At 47.8% G+C, this 19,143-nt stretch carries 19 protein-coding genes; 7 read left to right on the top strand and 12 right to left on the bottom strand.

The genetic code is table 11. From position 1 onward, the window contains the following. Positions 1 to 24: 24 nt before the first annotated feature. From BM202_RS19770 to BM202_RS19790, 5 genes are all read left to right on the top strand, one after another. Entirely contained in the window at positions 25 to 1,503 is a 1,479-nt protein-coding gene (locus BM202_RS19770; RefSeq protein ID WP_093829306.1) for a hybrid sensor histidine kinase/response regulator, read from the top strand. 344 nt (positions 1,504 to 1,847) lie between these two features. Then, complete coding sequence (locus tag BM202_RS19775; protein WP_245776720.1) at positions 1,848 to 2,030, top strand: DUF2188 domain-containing protein; 183 nt, start codon at positions 1,848 to 1,850, stop codon at positions 2,028 to 2,030. Positions 2,031 to 2,060: 30 nt separating this feature from the next. Further along, positions 2,061 to 2,477 (top strand): four-helix bundle copper-binding protein, encoded by a 417-nt coding sequence (locus BM202_RS19780; RefSeq protein ID WP_093829310.1) that lies wholly within the window; start codon positions 2,061 to 2,063, stop codon positions 2,475 to 2,477. A 174-nt stretch (positions 2,478 to 2,651) separates the two neighbouring features. After that, positions 2,652 to 3,155 (top strand): pyridoxamine 5'-phosphate oxidase family protein, encoded by a 504-nt coding sequence (locus tag BM202_RS19785; protein ID WP_093829312.1) that lies wholly within the window; start codon positions 2,652 to 2,654, stop codon positions 3,153 to 3,155. A gap of 100 nt (positions 3,156 to 3,255) precedes the next feature. Next, complete coding sequence (locus BM202_RS19790; protein WP_093829314.1) at positions 3,256 to 3,984, top strand: DUF3891 family protein; 729 nt, start codon at positions 3,256 to 3,258, stop codon at positions 3,982 to 3,984. Between the two features lie 80 nt (positions 3,985 to 4,064). On the opposite strand, the gene glgX is transcribed toward BM202_RS19790, so the two are convergent. The 5 genes from glgX to BM202_RS19815 all read right to left on the bottom strand — a co-directional run bounded on the left by glgX (position 4,065) and on the right by BM202_RS19815 (position 8,240). Beyond that, positions 4,065 to 6,179, bottom strand: a complete 2,115-nt coding sequence (glgX, locus tag BM202_RS19795; RefSeq protein ID WP_093829316.1) for a glycogen debranching protein GlgX — start codon at positions 6,177 to 6,179, stop codon at positions 4,065 to 4,067. A 142-nt stretch (positions 6,180 to 6,321) separates the two neighbouring features. Continuing rightward, entirely contained in the window at positions 6,322 to 6,783 is a 462-nt protein-coding gene (locus BM202_RS19800) for a ferritin-like domain-containing protein (protein WP_093829318.1), read from the bottom strand. A gap of 121 nt (positions 6,784 to 6,904) precedes the next feature. Continuing rightward, positions 6,905 to 7,252 (bottom strand): DUF3140 domain-containing protein, encoded by a 348-nt coding sequence (locus tag BM202_RS19805; protein WP_093829320.1) that lies wholly within the window; start codon positions 7,250 to 7,252, stop codon positions 6,905 to 6,907. 2 nt (positions 7,253 to 7,254) lie between these two features. Further along, positions 7,255 to 7,467, bottom strand: a complete 213-nt coding sequence (locus tag BM202_RS19810; RefSeq protein WP_093829322.1) for a hypervirulence associated TUDOR domain-containing protein — start codon at positions 7,465 to 7,467, stop codon at positions 7,255 to 7,257. Between the two features lie 20 nt (positions 7,468 to 7,487). Continuing rightward, positions 7,488 to 8,240: a YiaD family glycine zipper/OmpA-like lipoprotein gene (locus BM202_RS19815; RefSeq protein WP_093829324.1), complete on the bottom strand. Its 753-nt coding sequence runs from the start codon at positions 8,238 to 8,240 to the stop codon at positions 7,488 to 7,490. Positions 8,241 to 8,679: 439 nt separating this feature from the next. Between BM202_RS19815 and BM202_RS19820 the strand changes: the two genes are divergently transcribed. Beyond that, entirely contained in the window at positions 8,680 to 9,879 is a 1,200-nt protein-coding gene (locus BM202_RS19820) for an alpha/beta hydrolase family protein (RefSeq protein ID WP_093829326.1), read from the top strand. On the opposite strand, the gene BM202_RS19825 is transcribed toward BM202_RS19820, so the two are convergent. The 3 genes from BM202_RS19825 to BM202_RS19835 are packed head-to-tail and all read right to left on the bottom strand — an operon-like array spanning position 9,863 to position 13,016. Continuing rightward, positions 9,863 to 10,981, bottom strand: coding sequence for a hypothetical protein (locus BM202_RS19825; protein WP_093829328.1), 1,119 nt, complete (start codon positions 10,979 to 10,981; stop codon positions 9,863 to 9,865). The two genes, BM202_RS19820 and BM202_RS19825, sit on opposite strands and share 17 nt — an antisense overlap. A 47-nt stretch (positions 10,982 to 11,028) precedes the next feature. Further along, on the bottom strand, positions 11,029 to 11,700 hold the full coding sequence (locus BM202_RS19830) for a response regulator transcription factor (RefSeq protein ID WP_093829330.1): 672 nt from the start codon (positions 11,698 to 11,700) through the stop codon (positions 11,029 to 11,031). Continuing rightward, a complete protein-coding gene (locus BM202_RS19835; protein ID WP_093829332.1) occupies positions 11,697 to 13,016 on the bottom strand; it encodes a sensor histidine kinase in 1,320 nt (439 codons plus the stop codon). The genes BM202_RS19830 and BM202_RS19835 overlap by 4 nt, the downstream gene beginning before the upstream one ends. 232 nt (positions 13,017 to 13,248) lie before the next feature. On the opposite strand from BM202_RS19835, the gene BM202_RS19840 reads away from it, so the two are divergent. After that, positions 13,249 to 13,641 (top strand): DUF1573 domain-containing protein, encoded by a 393-nt coding sequence (locus tag BM202_RS19840; RefSeq protein WP_093829334.1) that lies wholly within the window; start codon positions 13,249 to 13,251, stop codon positions 13,639 to 13,641. 143 nt (positions 13,642 to 13,784) lie between these two features. Here the strand turns inward: BM202_RS19840 and BM202_RS19845 are convergent, their stop codons facing one another. From BM202_RS19845 to BM202_RS19860, 4 genes are all read right to left on the bottom strand, one after another. Next, positions 13,785 to 14,867: a peptidoglycan DD-metalloendopeptidase family protein gene (locus BM202_RS19845; protein ID WP_093829336.1), complete on the bottom strand. Its 1,083-nt coding sequence runs from the start codon at positions 14,865 to 14,867 to the stop codon at positions 13,785 to 13,787. A 107-nt stretch (positions 14,868 to 14,974) separates the two neighbouring features. Beyond that, positions 14,975 to 15,940 carry a thioredoxin-disulfide reductase gene (gene trxB, locus BM202_RS19850; protein ID WP_093829338.1) on the bottom strand — a complete coding sequence of 322 codons (966 nt, stop codon included), beginning with the start codon at positions 15,938 to 15,940 and terminating at the stop codon, positions 14,975 to 14,977. A 198-nt stretch (positions 15,941 to 16,138) separates the two neighbouring features. Continuing rightward, positions 16,139 to 18,187 (bottom strand): OmpA family protein, encoded by a 2,049-nt coding sequence (locus BM202_RS19855; protein WP_093829340.1) that lies wholly within the window; start codon positions 18,185 to 18,187, stop codon positions 16,139 to 16,141. Further along, positions 18,142 to 18,792 carry a 7-carboxy-7-deazaguanine synthase QueE gene (locus BM202_RS19860; RefSeq protein WP_093829342.1) on the bottom strand — a complete coding sequence of 217 codons (651 nt, stop codon included), beginning with the start codon at positions 18,790 to 18,792 and terminating at the stop codon, positions 18,142 to 18,144. Before BM202_RS19860 ends, BM202_RS19855 begins: the two co-directional genes overlap by 46 nt. Positions 18,793 to 19,143: the final 351 nt, after the last annotated feature.

The raw sequence follows: 19,143 nt of genomic DNA on the forward strand, positions 1-19,143 counted from the left end.
GCTTATGGTTAATTAATCATAGTTATGATACCTGTTGCAACTGCAATCGATGTTACTGAAGAAAAAGAAACGATCAGCGTTCTGCTTATTGAGGACGATGAAGACGATTATCTACTAACGAAAGCTTTGGTGTCGGTACGGGAAAATGCCTCGATCAAACTCGATTGGGTCGATAGCTATGACCGGGCACTGACAACGATTAAAAGCGATAAATACGATGTCTATCTCGTTGATTATCGCCTGGGCCATCATACGGGAATAGACCTGATTCAAGAGGCTTTTCGGATGGGTTGTCGGGCACCGATGATCCTGCTTACCGGTCAGGATGACTTGACAGTAGATAAATCGGCCCTTGAGCTTGGTGCTGCCGATTATCTGGTAAAAGGACGTATCGATGCCCAGCTCCTTGGCCGGAGCATTCGTTATGCGCTCCGCCAGGCTAGTGTATTGGCCGAAGTCGCCAGTAAAGAAAACAAATATCGGACGCTCTTCGAACGGTCAATCGACGCGATTTTTGTGGCAACCGAAGATATGCGTTTTCAGGATGCCAATTCATCTGTTGAGCAGCTGTTGGGCTACAATCGTGAAGAGCTGAGAAACCTGAATCCTGCGCGTCTTTTTGCTGATCTGAATCAGCTACGGAAGCTACGTTTTACCGTGCGCGAACACGGCCAGATTAAAGATTTTGAAACAATATTAATCCAACGGAACGGGCGTAAACGGATCTGTCAGATTTCTGTTTGGGAGGTAGAAGACAGGGTAGGCCAACCCGAATGGTATCAGGGAATTGTGCGCGACATCACCGACCAAAAGCGGGCGCAGCAGGATCTTATCCTTGCCGAAAAACTGACGATGACGGGTAAAATTGCCCGTAGCATTGCCCACGAAGTACGTAATCCACTCACGAATCTGAGTCTGGCGCTGGAGCAGTTGAAAGACGAGCTGGATACGGACAGTGAGTATGTTACTATGTTTACGGACATAATCGGCCGTAATGTAGACCGTATTGGGCAACTTATTACAGAAATGCTCAATTCGTCCAAACCCCGGGATCTGGAACGCAACAAGCAGGATTTCAATATTGTCGTTAAGGAAACGCTTCAGTTGGTAAGTGATCGCATTAAGTTGAAGCGTATGCGGCTCGAAACAACGTTTGCCATCGAAGACTGTTACACGTTACTTGACCGGGATCAGGTCAAAACGGCCCTGTTGAACATTCTGGTCAACGCTGTTGAAGCGATGGAAGAAGGGAAAGGAGTACTGTCTGTTAAAACAAATTGTACGGACGACAACAGAGTGTATGTTGAAGTTAGTGACAATGGGGGCGGTATTACAGATGCTGATCGACAACGGCTGTTTGACCCATTTTTCACCGGGAAATCAGGGGGGATGGGGTTAGGCTTAACGGCAACGCAGAATATTATCAATAGCCATAAAGGGTCAATAGAGGTAGAAAGTAAAGTGGGGCAGGGCACTACGTTTCGCCTATACTTTCCAAGGTGAAAAAATGGGGTCTGAGCCTTCGATACCCTCGGGAAGCTCCTGTGAAATTCACAATTCCACAAAAAAACCAGTCCTGCGCGCAGGACTGGTTTTTTTGTGGAATACATATGTGTAAAAATATACCCACCTGCCTTTACAATTTCCACAAATGGCACATACACAGCGTCCGGTGTCACTGTGGGCAAAGTGACTAGTGGATTTCGTAACGTGCTGAAAAATAGATGCTTGTTATAACGTTTTGTGAAATTAATAGGCTCTTTGTAGAAATGGCACAATATAAGCTACTGTCTATGCAACACTCAACTCATATCCTTATGTGGTCTATCACTCACTTTCCATCAGCTATGCGATCACTGAATCCGAGCGTTCGGGCGAAAGCAATTGAGATTGCCAATCAACTGCTGGAGCAGGGGAAGTTGGACAAACAAAGTGTTGTTATGCACAGCGTTGACGAAGCACGTCGCTGGGCCCGTTGCGAACGGTCCGATCAACAGTGGTCAGTTGGTAACGTGCAGCGCTACGTCTGATTAGATTTATTATACAACCCATTTACTACCATGATCTGGAAGAAAAACATTTACGATTCGCTAACAAGCTGTGCTGCCCTTTGCAATGAGTTTGCCACGGAATGCTCTAATTCAGAAGAATTAGAGACGTATTATCGAAGCATTTTTCTGAACCTCGATTGCGCTGATATGTGCCGTAACTTGGCTATGCTCTATGTGCGGGGATCTGAGAACGCATATTTACTAGCTAAAGCCTGTATAGAAGTGTGTGAAAAATGCGCTGAAGAAGTGAGTCAGTTTACTTCCGATCGTAGTAAACAAGTATACGCCATATGCCAGCAAACAATTTGTAGCTGCGTTGGTATCATTGATATGGCTCCCCGGACTGAACACGAGTCCAGAAATCCATCTGTAACACCTGCATCGCTGTTCTACGGGATTGATGTACGGGATACGCTTATCAATTAAAAAAGGCGTGAAAACGCAGCGCCTTGCGACAACAGACTGCAAAGAAGACAAATAGAGCCGAATAGCGGCTATTGTTTAATGATAATGCACTGATTAAACCTTTGCGTTCTCTGCGGTTTGTTGTTGCGGGTTACAGTACATAGTCGATTGGTTGACAGGAAATTTCTCAACATTATGGAAACTACAACATTAGATAACAAGCAGTTAGAAAAACTTCGTGACATGATCGAGGACATTCGTATCGCGATGATGACGACTGTTGACGGGCAGGGTAATCTGGTGAGTCGCCCAATGGCTGCTCTTCAGGTTGACGAAAATGGTACAGTCTGGTTTTTTACAAAGCGTTCGTCGCCCAAAGTTGATCAAATTGATAACAGCGAAAATCGCGTAAATTTATCGTTTGCGGATGTAAGCGATGCTACCTACGTATCGGTGTCGGGTACGGCGCAGGAGTTAGACGATCGGGCGAAAGTAGATGAACTCTGGAATCCTCAGGCAAAAGCGTGGTTTCCAGATGGGAAAGAAGATCCCGATTTAATCCTGCTGAAAGTACATATCGACATGGCTGAGTATTGGAATGCGAGCGATAGTACCATGGTTCGGATCATACAGCAGGCGGCTTCTGTTATTACGGGAAATCCACCAAAAATGGGGGAGAACGTAAAAGTTTACAATTAAAACAGAAAAGGCCAGCATACGAAAGGGAGAAATGGATGGAGATGGTAAATAAACCTTCTTCCCATTTCTCCCTTTCGTATGCTGGCCTCTTTACTTTTCTATGATCGTTATACAAACAGACACTGGCTGGCAACTCATTAATCAGCAGGCCCATGGCTTACTTGCCGTACAGCTTGCTTTACACTGGCGAATGGACAAACGACCCGTTAACTGGGTAGAAACGTTGATTGCTTTAACGGAACATGATGACGGACAAGATCCCTGGGAGGGTCGGAATCATCTCACTACGGCTGGGGCTCCACTTGATTTTCAGCTTCTGGATTACTCCGTGGCTCAATGCCGGCAAATGATTCAGATCGGCCTGCAAAAAAGTCGGTGGAATGCACTGCTTATGTCTATGCACACATCCTTCCTGTATGAGCCAAAGAGAGGCACCGATAAGGCATTGGATATATTTCTGGATCAGCAACGTACCAATCAGACTAAATGGCGAAAGGAAGTTAAAGCGTCGAAACCTGAAGCTGAATATGCTTATGCGTTCCTTCAGTGGTGTGATGCGTTATCGCTGGTTCTGTGCATGGACCGCATTCCTCCAGAAGGCCGACGGCTGGAAGTAAGCATAGGTCCAGATACGGTTTCCTATTATATCCATGAGCGAACGGATGGCTCTTTATGTCTTGAGCCCTGGCCATTTGATGTGCCAACGATTGACGTACATGTCGAATCATTTCAACTGTCGCAACTGGTCTTTAAAAATGATAAGGAACTCTACAATGCCATTCAGGATGCGCCCATCTTAATGAAAATGTGGACGTTTAGCGAGCAGTAAGCTGTGGAAGCTTACTGCCCTAATCAGGTGTATTTTGTTCTGCTGACCAACGTACCGGTCAGCAGAACAAAAAATGCAGTTTATTTAAGGCGCAGTAGCATAGATGACCGAGCTGGTACATCTACCGTATGACCTCCCTTTATCAATTCACTACCGGGGTAAACCTTACCAGCGGCTGTGTCTACAACAATTTCCCACGATGAACTTTTACGGCCAATTTTTGGCAGTAAAAAAGAAATATTCTCCCAGTAAGCGTTCAGAATCCAGATCAGTTGTTCGTCACCAATGTCCTGACCGTCTTCCGTTTGCTCCGTTACGCGAACTCCGTCAATAAACAAACCAAGGCAGTGGGTTCCGGGATTTTCCAGGTCGTCGGTGGTCATCTCGCCCCCCTCAGGCCGTAAAAAGGAAACTTGCTCGCTACCGAAGAATTTCCGTCGGCTCAACAGCGCAATATCGCGACGAAGGGCAGTAAGCTGGCAGGTGAAATCGAACAATGCCTGCTGCTTTTCGCTCCATTGCCAGTCCATCCAGCTAATCTCGCTATCCTGGTTATACCCATTGTTGTTACCGTGTTGTGTTCGACCATTTTCGTCGCCCATAACAACCATAGGGGTGCCTTGACTCAGCAACATCGTCGTCAGGAAATTACGCTTCTGACGCTCCCGAATGTCATTGATAACCGGGTCGTCAGTTGGACCTTCAGCACCACAGTTCCAGCTAAGATTATCGTTGGAGCCATCGCGGTTATCTTCACCATTAGCTTCGTTATGCTTATCGTTATAACTAACCAGGTCATTCAGCGTGAAGCCGTCGTGGGCCGTTATTAGGTTTATGCTATTAGCCGGAGACCGACCATCCTTGGCGTAGAGATCAGGACTACCAAGAATTCGGATAGCTGTTTCATTTGCTTTTCCATCATCGCCTTTCCAGAAAGATCGGAGCGTGTCGCGGTATTTTCCGTTCCATTCCGACCAGCGAACCGGGAAGCCTCCTACGTTATAAGACTGAATATCCCAAGGTTCGGCAATGAGTTTAACCTGGGCCAGAATTGGGTCCTGCGCCACCGTGTCTAAAAACGACGATACGCTTCCAAACTCCTCATCAGTACGTATCAGCGCCGAGGCCAGATCAAATCGGAAGCCATCAACGTGCATATCAGTTACCCAATAGCGCAAACTGTCCATCACCAGTTGCAAAACCCGCGGATGGCTTAGATTGAACGTATTGCCGGTGCCCGTATAATCCATGTAGTACTCCGGACGATCGCCAACCTGATGATAATAAATCCGGTTGTCAATGCCTTTGAACGAGAGCGAGGGGCCAAACTGATTCCCCTCCGCGGTATGGTTGTATACTACGTCCAGAATTACTTCAATGCCTGCTTTGTGCAGATCTTTGACCATTTGCTTGAATTCTGTCACCTGCTCACCAGCCATACCAGAGGAGGAATAGGTGTTTTGGGGAGCAAAGAACCCAATGCTGTTATAGCCCCAGTAACTCTCATCGGTGAATTGATGCACAGGCAATAGTTCAACGGCTGTGATACCCAATTTTTTTAGGTAGTCAACACTTTCTGTCGAACCGACACCTGCGTATGTCCCCCGAATTTTTTCAGGCATAGTGGGGTGAAGGTGCGAGAATCCTTTTACGTGCATTTCGTAAATGACAGACCGGTGCAACGGCGTGTCGGGGGAGGCATCTTCTTCCCAATCGAACGTAGGATCGACCACTACGCACTTCGGCATCGTTGAACTGCTATCTTCTTTACTTATTGTTAGATAGCGGTCGTCGGATGGGTTTTTGTAATCATAAGCAAGCCACGAATCATTATGAGTTACGGGCGCGTTGATAGCGCGGGCATAAGGATCTAATAGTAACTTGTTGGGATTGAAAAAGTGACCAGCCTGAGGATCATATGGGCCATCGACCCGAAATCCGTAAAGTTGCCCGGCGTGCAGGCCTTCCAGGTAAATATGCCACACTAAATCTGTCTGTTCCTTCAGCAGAATGCAAGCAGTTTCAACACTAGGGTCACTGGAGTCATACAAGCACAGGTGAACGGCTGTTGCATTTTCACTAAATAGGGTAAAGTTAACGCCTTCGCCATCGTAGGTAGCGCCAAGTGGATAGGGTTTGCCCGGTTTTGATTGGATAGAATCAGCAGATAAATCAGTTTTTACTTGTTTACTCATGACGTAGCACGTAGCTGTGGTTTTGTGTGATTTGTACACTTACTTGCTAATAACCGTAGGTGAATTAAGATTGTTTTCGTGTACATTTCGACACAAAAAAGCCTGCCCCCAACGGAGGCAGGCTTTCCAATCCCACCATTCACTACACTACCAATGCCAAACGAGCCATCGTCGAATTAGCCGATTCGATGCTTTGTTTTTGGCGAAGTAACAGCTCTCGGGTGCTGGCCACCAGATCAGTCTCCTGAAGTACAGAATTATACGCGTCAAGGGCTTCCTGATCACCTCTATGACACTCTTCTACAGTGGCTTTGTCATCATCCGAAGAGAAAGCAGATTTTATATTTATCCAGGCGCGGTGTAAATCAGCGGCAAGGCTTGTGCCCGTGTCGGGATCACCCCCTAAAGCCCGGATTTCGCGATCTAGTTCTTGAGAAAATTCTGACCGCTGACGTGATTGCGTCAGAAACAGACTTTTTAATTCATTATCCTTTACATTTTCCGAAGCTTCCTGATACCCTTTTTCGGCATCATGACTACGTGTTAATAATCGGCCTAACTGGTCAAGAATTTCAACTCGTGTTGCTTTTACGTTCGTATCCATAACGTTGTTTGATTTGATCAGGTGTTAATTAATAAAACAGATATTATTTGTAGTTGAGTAAATCAGAAAGCAAATTTTACCAAATGCTCTATTTGCTATTCATATATAGCCTGAACAAGGCTTACTTCTTATCAGGATCATGGCCCCAATTTTTCAATGAATATTCCCAATTAGAATCTGCTACGTGAGCAGGTCGTTGAGCGCTGTGACGTTTGACATAACTAATAACTTTGCTCATATGCTCGTAATCATTGGCTGATAGGTCACTAGTCTTTTTGCTGAGAATATCAATAATACGCTCACCAGATTTGTGGCCTATCGATTCATTATCGCCATCCTTAACTTGTCCAACGGCTTTTGACTCGTCTGTTTTCAGCCATTTCTCGAGTTGCGAAGCAGACATATTAACAACGCTGTCAAAGTCTTGCCTAACGGCTTTTTTCTGGGCTTCATCAAGGTTTGTTGCCATGACTAATCTTTTTTTACTTCACTGGCGGACTTTACGATTTTTTTGCTGCCTTGTTTGATAACCAAGGCTGGTTCGTCAGCCGAGCCTTTACGTTTAACCGTAGCGCCTTGAACAGTCCTCTCGACGTCATTCTCATGAACTTCGGAAATTTTGCCTTTGGCCTTACCTTTTCCATAGTTCCAGGTTACATCGTCGCCTTTCTTTACAGTTGCCATTGTGTCCGTACTTTTCAAAGTTAGTCACCTAATTTTCCGTCTTTGGCGTCCTGCTGCATCTTTTTATTGGCAAATACAGCAATATCCACCCGACGATTTTTACGGCGTCCTGCTTCAGTTGTGTTATCAGCAACCGGTTGCACTTCCCCATATCCTTTCTCATCGACCCGTGATGTTCTCACACCCTGTGTCTCGAGGAAATTACCAACTGTTGTAGCTCTTTGTTTTGATAATTTCAAATTGTGATCTTCTGGTCCGGTAGCATCCGCATGACCCTCAATCCGAATGTCGGTATCTTCATACTTATTGAGCGTCTGTGCAAACTCGATTAACTGCTTTTTCGTCTCTGGTTTCAGTGCATAGGAATCCACATCGAATAGAATATCAGAGCCTAAAGAAATCTTGATGCCTTCGCCAACCCGCTCCACCTGAGCTGTTGGCATCTGACGTTTTATTTCTTCGGCCTGCTTATCCATCCGGCGGCCAATAATGGCTCCACCGGCACCACCGACCGTAGCGCCCAGGATAGCGCCCAAAGCCGTGTTACCTTTTCCCTGACCAAGTACGGCACCAATGACGGCCCCGCCTGACGCACCGACAATGGCTCCTTTCTGAGACTTGCTCAATTTACTCTTACTGGTCTTATCTTTTGGTGTTTGATTTACAGCCTGAGCTGATGATTTGCAACTCGTTAAAACGTTACCTGATAGAATACCGGCGACTAATAGCATCGCTAGTGGTTTCGTTCCGGCTGATTTCAACTGATAATTCATAGTGTTGTGAATATTTGGTACTGTCTTTAGATAACCAAACTCTATACCAGTTTAATGATTTGATAGTCCATGAAAAGCAATTATCTTGCTAAGTATTTACTTATCAGATACTTATCTCATGGAAAGATGATGATACATCCGTAAGAAAGGACATTGAAAACGAGTAATCAGATAGAGTAAGCGGGAAGTGTGGTGCCTATTGTTGTGGAAGCACTTCCCCAAATAGTTGGCTACTGTAAGCACGTCAATAAATTGAGTCAGTCATTTATAGGCAATACCTTTGCCGAAGTTTGTAGGTTACTTTGAATTTTTATTAATCAATCGGTTGATTTTTAACTATTTACGTATATTGGTTGTCGGGTAGATTGATTGGCTAAAATAAACGAAAAGCGTCCGGCGAACGTTAAAATTATATCAGCTATATCGTTAATCCATCTACATGTTACTAGTTAAAACAATTCTTTTATGGCTTCTAATCGGGAGCCTGGTAATCGTTGCGCCCACTGGTTGCCAACAAACTAACGTCGACGAACTTGTTACGCCTACACCCAGTCGTGTATTGGTTAGCAGCTCCCTCATTGGAGAATATTCGGTTGATCAGCTTCGGAGTCGGTATAGTGGTGTCAATGCAGCACTTCAGCTTTTCATCCGCAATCCGATTAAAGCGTACCGGCTGGAATACACAACGACTAATTCTGACGGAACAAGTATTAAAGCATCTGGAGCACTTCTTGTTCCAACCGTAACAACGGCAGTGCCCATGCTGAGTATGCAGCATGGTACTATCACGAGTGAGAATGATGCGCCCTCTAACTTTGCTTCAAGCAGCGAAGCCTATAGCTTTGGATCAGTATTTGCCTCGCAGGGGTACATCATTGCCGCACCGGATTATATTGGTTATGGGTCCTCAAAAAACCTGCCGCACACCTACGAACAACGTAACGGTCTGGCGACGGCTTCACTTGATATGATACGGGCATCCCGCGATTTCCTGAGCGATCAAAAAGTGAATTGGGACAAACGACTTTTTGTGGCTGGGTATTCAGAAGGTGGTTACGCAACGATGTCGCTGCAAAAGAAAATTGAAGAAGAAACCGGTAATGAATTCAACTTGGTGGCGTCGAGTTGTGGGGCTGGGGCTTACGATAAACCAGCCTTTATGAAACAAATCATTAATGAAAAGACGACGGGTGTCGACTATGTTAACCGGCTCTACGTGTGGGTTTTACAGACCTATGACCGCATTTACGGGCTCAATCATCCCATGAGTTATTATTTTAAGGAGCCTTATGCCTCGCAAATAACAGCCCAGGGTAATGCCGTATCCATTAATGTTAGCCTGAATCAGACATTTACGGATAGTTTCAAGCAGGGCATCAACGATGGTACCGACAAAACATTTCTGGCGGCCATACAGGACAATGACATTCATGACTGGAAACCTCGTGTGCCAACGCGCCTTTATCATGGAACGGCCGACGAGATTGTGTCCTTTCTGAATTCACAGAACGCCTACGATGCGATGCAGAAACGGGGCGCAACGAATGTCAAACTCATACCCATACCGGGAGCAACCCATGGTACGGGTGTTATTACGTTTATTACCGGGACGTATGAGTTTTTTAGTTCGATACAGTAAGGATTGTATAAGCAGCCTGATTGGGGTGTCGAGTCTGGGCCCCAATGGTTGTGAGTCCACGGTCATCGTCGCAGATAAGCAGGAGCCGATTGGCGTCTAAAGGGGTCAGGTCTTCGGCTTTGTGGCCAGTTGTGTGTACTGGTTGACCCTGGGCGTTGCGGACAAGCGTAAATGGTTTGTTGGTAGCCAAATCCTCGGGAGAAATTGACCAGAGATAGGCGTCGAACTGCCCGTTATTCTCAAGCGACGTCAGCATCCAGAATCGTTTGCGAAACGGATCATATTCCAGACTGGACAAGGCCAGGTTTTTAGGTAGGCTGGGTTCAGCTTTGGCAATGTCGAAATCGTTAATGATCTTCCAGTCGTCGTTCAGGCGAATACGTTCAGCATCACCGGTTTTTTCAAGCTTGTAGGATACACTAATGACTTTTGCCTTATAAGTGAAACTCTCATACGATTTCCCTTCTTCCCGAATTCCAAACAGCAGTTGCTTGTCTGTAGCAGCCAACCCTTCAATCTTGAAATAGGGCATGGCGCCGGGAAATTCAGCATTGACCAGTACCTGCGCAATACGTTGGCGATAGGCAATTGATGTGCGGCTGGTGTCGTCGGGAGCCAGCACATGCGGGTGCTGTTCGTCGCCACCGCGCCAATATAGAATTGTATTATAGCTATCCCAATCGTGGCTCCCGGCCTTTACCCGATCAAAACCAGTCGTGAGCAGCACAAGCTGATGATCGGGCGTTTGAGCGAAATCTTCATATTTACGGGTGGCCGAGAAAATGGGTTGCGTGAGGTATGTTGGAGATTGTGTTGAGTCACTCAGGCTTGCCAGCGTTTTCATAAAGACCGGACTCTGACCGGCTGGCATATCTTTATCGTTGGCAAACAGTACGTTCCTGCCATCGAACAAGACCGCCGAAGCCTCACACCAAACGGTTTGGCCATTGAGGGACGTTCTGGCCGCAAAGCAGTTTAGAAACCCTTCTTCGGATACCGAAGCGGTGATTGGAGCCGCAGGACGGGTGGAAAGTTTGGCCGTTTTACAGCCATAAGCAACTAGTAAGGCCGTTAGCGCAACAACAGATAGACGATATTTCATGGGATAGATAGACTGACTAAGTAAAACCAGCCTGCAAACTAAACGGATTACTGCCGTAAAACGAATCCTACACCATGCACATTTTCAATACGTAGCGTCGGGTCCTTGGTAAGCCGTTTGCGAAGTCGGGAAATAAATACGTCGAGGCTGCGACCCATGAAATAATCATCATCCCCCCAAACGGTACGTAGCAGCTCGTCGCGCCGGACGAGTGTATTGGGCCGGTCGAGCAGGTAAGCCAATACATCGGCTTCGCGTTGGGTGAGTGTTTGCGTTTGGCCGTTGACTAAGAGGGTTAAATTCTGTCGATTAAGAGCCGTATTTGCGTGCAGAAAGGGTTCCGTAGGTGTGGCCGTTCGGCGCAGAAAAACATTGATTTTTAGAATTAACTCTTCAACGCTGAACGGCTTGGTCAGGTAGTCGTCAGCGCCGAGCCGTAACCCTTGCAATCGATCATTCTTATCCGCTAATGCACTCAAAAATAGGATCGGAATCTGCGTGTTTACAGCTCGTATCTGGCGAGCCAGCGTAAACCCATCCGTTTGCGGGAGCATGACATCGAGCAGGCATAAATCAAAATGACCTGCCTGAAACGTGGCCCACCCATCAGTCCCGGTCGTGCAGTGCGTGACCTCGAACGGTACATTTTCGAGCGTATCGCGAACAACAAAGCCGAGGTTAATGTCGTCCTCAATAAACAGAATATGCGCATGTTTCACAGGCGGAATTGTGAAAGAGTGAATGTGCGAATGAGTGAATAGTTCTGCGTCAGCTTTTCGCTCATTCGCACATTCACTCTTTCGCTCTTTATTTCAAACCTACTCCCCTGACCGGGTTTGCTCATTAGCGTCAGTCGCCAGCCGTGCGCCCGAATAACCTGCTGGACGTAGTAGAGCCCCAGGCCAAACCCTTTGACATTGTGGGTATGTCCGGACGCTACGCGAAAGAACTGGCGGAAAACAGCTTTCTGATGCTCCGGCGTAATACCAATTCCATTATCGCTGACTGACCAGATTAGCTGACCGTGTTCAAGTCGGGTCTGTAAAATAACGCAGGGGGTTGTGTCGCAATACTTTATTGCATTGTCGATCAGGTTATTGAGCGCCGTTTCCAAGTGATAACCATCTGCCATAATTTGAGCATTCGTGGCAGCCAGGTCGAGTGTTACATACGGTGCGAACCCATCGGCAACAGTCCTCATAATGTCGTGTAAATCGACATCTGTTTTGTCGAGAACAAATCCACTACGTTCGGAACGAGCTAGTTGGAGCACGCTGTTGATCTGCTTTTGCAACCGCCGACTCTCTTCTCCCAACACTCTGGCGTATTGCTTCAATCGGTCGGGTTGCTGAATGATCGTGTCGGATTGGAGCACATCGGCAGCGATGCGAATGGTGGAAACGGGTGTCTGGAGTTCGTGGGTGATATTATTAATAAAGTCACGCTGCACCTCCGTCAGCCGCCGTTGTTTCAGCACGACACTAAGCGTATAGCCGAAGAAAATAACAACCAGCAACACCGCTACTGTTGACCACAGCCAGCCACTCAATTGACCCGCTACAAAACCCGTTTGATTTGGAAAGCGAATGCCAAAGTAATACGTATACCGAGGAAATTTTGGCAGGTTTTTCTCCTTAATGCCTGTTTTCAGTGGGGTTGAACTACTGGTGCTCACATAAGCCCCGTAGACCATACGATCGGTTTCGCAGTTGTAGATGCCGTATTCAAAATCAGTAATCAGGTGATGCTGCTGAAGCGATTTCTGAATGAAGCTTTCTAGTGTAACCGGATCTATTGGGGCGTCGGTGTTGACAATAAAATAATCCGCCGATAGCTGAGTAACCGCATATCGATTGATGGTAAACTGATTTAATCGGGCAACCTCATCGGCTACATCCTGCAAGGCAATAAAGGCTGACTGGCGAAACTGCCGCTCTCGTAAGGCGTACGCATTTCGTACCCAGATCGCCTGCACCGCGAGGATGCCGATGATTGACAAAACCGAGAGCACGACCAATAGCCGTAAACGGGACATAGTAGTAATGAGTGAAAGGTAGAATAGGGCGTGATCTTAACATGTGGATCACTCAGTAAAGTACGTACTATTCGTCCATTCACTCAATGATTTACCGTCTAATTTCTACTACGTTAACAACTCATTAACAAACGTTAGGAAGCGCTTAACAAGGGTGTTGAAAAGAGTGGGGTAGGTTTGCATGGTCGCTTAGGTGAGCGGTTCTATAAACCTTATCAAACTTAGTTAATTTATGAAACGTATCCTGTTCTTCGCTTCGCTTGTCCTGTTGACGGCTTCCGTCGCTATGACCAATGCCACTGCGCTATTCAATTGGAAAACGACTACCCACGATTTCGGCCGTATTCCGCAGGGAAAACCCGTTACGGTAGAGTTTACTTTTTCCAACAAAGGCGAAGCCCCGCTTCTTGTCAGTACCGCTAAAGGTTCCTGCGGTTGTACGGGCGTCGACTGGCCAAAAGCGGCTGTGTTGCCCGGTCAGTCGGGAAAAATAAAGGCGACGTTCAATGCGGCTGCCGTTGGGGCATTCAGCAAAACTGTTACGGTAGAATCAAATGCTGAGGGTGGTTCGCAGACGCTGTCTTTCAAAGGCGAAGTGGTTAAAGAGGCTGTGGCAGCGCAGTAAAGACAGGCAAAAGGCCTGTTTTAAAACTAACAATAAAGGCCCGGAAGCCTAAGTTGCTTTCAGGCCTTTATTGTTTTATGAGCGTGCTACGTTCGCTTTTACATGTGGCTAGTGCTGTGTGACAACGACAACAAGACCTAAAACTAATGCACACGCAACTTCTGCCCTGGCCGCAGCCGTGAGCCAGACATATGATTTTTGCGTTTCAATGAGGCTACTGACATACCATATCGGTCGGCAATGGAGCTAAGCGTTTCGCCCGAACGTACCCGATGCAATACGGTACGTTTGATTTTCGGTTTGAAGTCGATTTCGGCAGAGGATGACGACGAAGACGAACTTCTTCCCCCACGCAGATAATCCCAAACGGAAGCTGTCAACAGAAAGTGATCAGAATTGATTGTGTTGTCCGGGAAGGTATAAATGTTTAGTGGACTGAATGGATTGCCTTCGTAACGCGTCTCGAAGTGCAGGTGTGGCCCCGAACTTCGGCCCGTGCTGCCTCCTAAACCGAGCTGGTCTCCAGCCTTAACAAGCTGACCGGTTTCGACGGTTTGCTTGGACATATGCCCATAAAGGGTTTCGAGACCGTTGTAGTGCCGAACCAGAACGTAGCGCCCGTAGCCATTGCCATCCCAGCCAACCACGCGCACAATCCCATCAAAGGCAGCATATACGGGGTCGCCGGTTTCCAGATCGAGGTCGGTGCCGGTATGCCAGCGTCCCCAGCGGAACCCGAAATTCGAGGTCATCTTCCCTTCGGTTAGCGGGGCCGACCAGTAGCGGTTGGCGGTTGGGTCATACAGCCTGATATCAATGGCTTCGTTGAACTCCAGCGGATTAATGTTATAGGGATCGACAGTGCGCGAATCCCAGACCGCGTAGTAATCGGCGATTTTAACCCATTCGTTACCAACCAGTACAGAATCAATTACTTCAACAACACTGGTTTCTCCCTGGTCAATCTGGCTGGTGTCTTCGCTGACAACCGGGTTTAATTCTTTTTTCGGTTCAAACTGGCTGTTATAGCGCAGTTGAGTTTTTTCCTGTTCAAACTGGTCGTCCGCTTTTTGAGGCTGATCAACGACGGGGGCATTCGGGGTAGGCTGATTTTTTGGGGTAATGCGCAGGTTGTTTTTAAATCGTCCGCGCTCCTGAGCTTGTGCTGTTACGGTCAAACACAAACATCCAATGGCCAGCAGCCACTGCATAGCGGTTTTTCTCATCGTAGATGAGTCGTCAGTCGATAGTCAGTAGTCGTTAGTAAAAAGAGGTTTCTCTAAACTGACGACTACTGACTATCGACTGACGACTATATTTATTTTATTAGTGATCAAATTTCTTCAGCCTGCATTTCCAGCGTGACCAGATAACGTTCGGCGTCGAGAGCGGCCATACAGCCGGTTCCGGCCGCGGTTACGGCCTGACGATAGATGTTATCCTGAGCATCTCCGCAGGCAAACACGCCGGGTATGTTGGTTCGGGTACTTCCTTTTTCGGTCAGGATATACCCACTTTCATCCAGTTCGAGAAAATCCGAGAAAATACTCGTATTTGGCGTGTGGCCAATGGCCACGAAAAAGCCCGTTACGTCTAAAATTCGCTCTTCGCCGGTTTCCGAGTTTTTTACCCGAACGCCCGACACTTCATCATCGCCTAACACCTCTTCGGTAGACGTATTGTACAGAATTTCGATGTTGTGTGCCGATTGAACGCGTTTCTGCATGAATTTCGAAGCTCGCATTTCATCCCGACGAACAAGCATATACACTTTTCGGCAAAGGTTGGCCAGATAGCTGGCTTCTTCGGCGGCTGTGTCGCCTGCGCCAACAATCACTACGTCCTGACCCCGGAAAAAGAAGCCGTCGCAAACGGCACAGGCCGATACACCCCGGCCATTGAGCCGCATTTCGGAGGGCAGACCGAGCCATTTGGCCGAGGCACCCGTTGAAATAATGACAGAGTCAGCGGTAATTTCGTGTTTGTCGTCAACGATTGCGCGGTGAGGGTTATCGTGCCCAGGTTGATCAGCAAAAAAAACTTTGGTGACCATGCCGTAGCGAACATCAGTTCCAAATCGCTTGGCCTGTGCTTCCAGATCCTGCATCATCTGCGGACCCTGAACCCCTTCTGGATAGCCCGGGAAATTGTCGACTTCATTGGTGATCGTTAGCTGACCACCCGGTTGTCTACCCTGATATAAAACGGGACTCATGTTGGCCCGCGCTGCGTAGATAGCGGCCGTGTAACCGGCGGGGCCGGAACCTATAATTAAGCACTTAACGTGTTCGGAAGTCATTGCAAGTAGAACCAGGTCGTCATAGAACTAAAAATACCCGTATCCTGAATTGACGGGGGTATTGGGACAACATACACAAAATTGAAAAAAATCCCACAGAGAAGCAAAGATTTGGGAGCCTAGGGGGCGGAGCATGGAGCCTGGGGTCAGGAGCTTGGTAAGATAGGTACCCCCATGCCCCCGGCCCCGCGCCCCATGCTACAACACGCGCCACTCGATTCGCCGGTTCAACTGTCGATTTTCGTCGCTTGTATTGGGTGCCAGAGGGCGGGTTTTTCCATAGCCCATGGCCCGAATTCGGTCTGGTTGAATGCCAGCTTTGGTTAAGTACGTCACAACGGACTGCGCCCGTTTTTGTGAAAGAGTCAGGTTGGCGGCCGCATCGCCTTTGTCATCCGTATGGCCCGAAATCTCGATTTTAACGCTCGGATTTACCTGCATAAACGTCGCTAAACGATCCAATTCTGTCCGGGATTTATCGGCCAGATCGTAACGGCCCGTTTCAAAGAACAGATTATTCAGCGTTTCATTCGCAGTGTTTCCGGACGATACAGGCTCCAGCGGTACGCTTAGCGTCATGCCGTCACCTTTCGTTTTCTGGGTAAAATCGAACGAAAGACTTTTGAACAGATACCCCTTCGTACTTACATAAAGGGCGTATTCTCCTCCGCTGGGGAGCACGGCCGTGTATTGACCAGTTTGAACATCAGTTTGTACCCGCGAAACAATTTGATTCGTTTTCAGGTCAATTAACTCCACCGTGGCCCCCAGTGGCTTTTTGGTTTTCGCATCCGCCACTATGCCTTTTAGAAAACTCACCGGCCGCACGCGATCACGTAGCGATTCGGGTAACTCGAACGTATACAACCGCGATTTCTGTGATACGCCATCTTTTTGTTCTTCGTAAGAATAATAAGCCCGTGTGCCGTTGGCCGAAACAAATAGGGAAGCCTGATCTTCGGCCGTATTGATCGGGTAGCCCAAATTAGTTGGCATGGACCAGACCGTGCCGCGATCTGTTGATTGAACATGATCCGTCTCGTTAGGCCTTGTCACAAACAGGTCATAACCGCCCATACCGATATGGCCGTCCGACGCAAAAAATAAGCTTTGTCCGTTGGGGTGAATGAATGGAGATGCCTCATTGGCGGGCGTGTTGACGGGTACCCCCAAGTTAACGGGTTGGGCCCAGGTGCCGTCAGCATTAAGATCGCTCTGCCAGATATCACGTCGCCCCTGACCACCCGGGCGGTCGGAGACAAAGTAAAGTCGGCGTCCATCAGCCGATAAGGCGGGCTGCGATTCGTAGAAATGGGAATTAACGGTAGGACCGAGATTTTCGGGGCTCGACCAGTCGCTGCCCGTTTTTTTGCTCACGTATAAATCGCAGCTACCAAAACCTTTACGTCCCTGGCAAGCCGTAAAAACTAACGTTCGGCCATCGGCAGAGAGGCTGGCCGTTCCTTCGTTGTCAGGGGTGTTTATGTTAGGCGAAAGCGAGACGGGTGGCGACCAGGTTTCTCCGTTGAACGTAGCGGTCATCAGGTCTTCGTCGCCTTCGGGTTTCAGGGCTGTAAAAACCAACGTTTGTTCATCGGCGGTCAGCACCGGGAAATACTGCGAAGGTGTGGTTTGCAAAACTGACGACATCGGTTTTGGGTCTACCGCCTGCGGGTGTTGCATCGCTTCCTGACCAAAGCGGGCCGTTTCCAGTTGCCGGGCGATTCGTTTGGTCTGCGCGGATTGCGGAGCAAACAACGTCTGAAACTTTTCGAGATAAGGCAGGGCGTCTCCGTAGCGACCCAGCCGAAGTAACGTATTGCTCAGCGCCTGATAGGCGGCACCGGACGTTGGACTGTCGGGTTTAAGCTGGATGGCACTTCGGTAAGCCGAAACCGCCTGATCGTAGCGTTTCGTAAACTCATACAACTGGCCGAGTTTCAGGTGGGCCTCTATAAAGTTGGGGTCCTGTTTGACCGCCTGCTCCATGTAGGGTATGGCCTCACTTGCTTTTCGTTCACCAAACAGTTTAATCGACTGGGTGTAGAGTTCCTGCGCTTTTTTATCCTGAGCAAAGAGCAGGGAGCAGGGAGCGAGGAGCAGGGTAATTAGCAGGGAGCAAAGAGCAGGGGGCGTGAAGAATAACGTAACGAAGTATTTACTCCACGCCCCATGCCCCTTGCCCCATGCCCTACGCTCCTTTATGGAATATCCAGGTATTTGTGTGTCTGCAACGAGATTTGCCATTGCGGATTATTTTTTACGTAATCAACGATGAGAGGCAGCATTTCATTGGATCGACTCCATTCTGATTGCAAAAACAGTTTGCAATTGGGTCGTAACTCGTGCACAAACGACTCGGCGAAGGCAAAGTCTGACTGATTATAAATGATTACTTTAAGTTCGTCGGCTTTCCGGTAAATATCGGGGTTCGGTTTCTTGAATTTCTTTGGTGAAAAGCAAATCCAGTCCCACGAGCCCGTAACGGCTTTGCACACGCCAGACGTCTCAATATTCGTTTGAAAACCAGCCATTTGTAACGTAGCAGTCAGGCGGGTTAAGTCATGCATGAGCGGCTCGCCACCCGTAATAACAGCCATACGGCCGGGGTGTTGTAAGGCACCATCAACAATAGTGTCAATCGGTATTTTAGGATGGACATTGACATCCCAGGACTCTTTTACGTCGCACCAATGGCAGCCCACTTCGCAGCCACCGAGCCGGATAAAGTAAGCCGCCCGGCCCGTATGGGCCCCTTCGCCCTGGAGCGTGTAGAACGCTTCCATGACGGGAAGAGACGCCGTTGGCTCGGTTGAGGTTATTATCGTTTGTTGTTTCTGTTCCAAAAGCATATACAAAGATACGGAGTTCCAATAGCAGACCTATAGGATTTCGAAAACCTTATAGGTCTGTAAGTCCTGCTGAAATTGTTTATTTGGAGAGGAGTATCATCTTTATTCGCTGAAACAATGTCGATTCGATTTCTTTCTGCCTACCTTTGCGCTATGATTTCCCAACGGGCTACTCATTCTCCTTTCCGACATCGTCGCCATCATCGCGGCTGCTAAGCCTGTGCGTCGAACCGTCCCGTTTTTCACGTACTTTTGCCCCTGATTACAAAAGCGATCGTCCAGCAAATTCATTGCTGAAGGATTTGTATTAAAATCAACTAGTTACGTGGTGTTTGGCCTACGTCATACATC

It is taken from the genome of Spirosoma endophyticum (assembly GCF_900112365.1).
Classification (GTDB): domain Bacteria; phylum Bacteroidota; class Bacteroidia; order Cytophagales; family Spirosomataceae; genus Spirosoma; species Spirosoma endophyticum.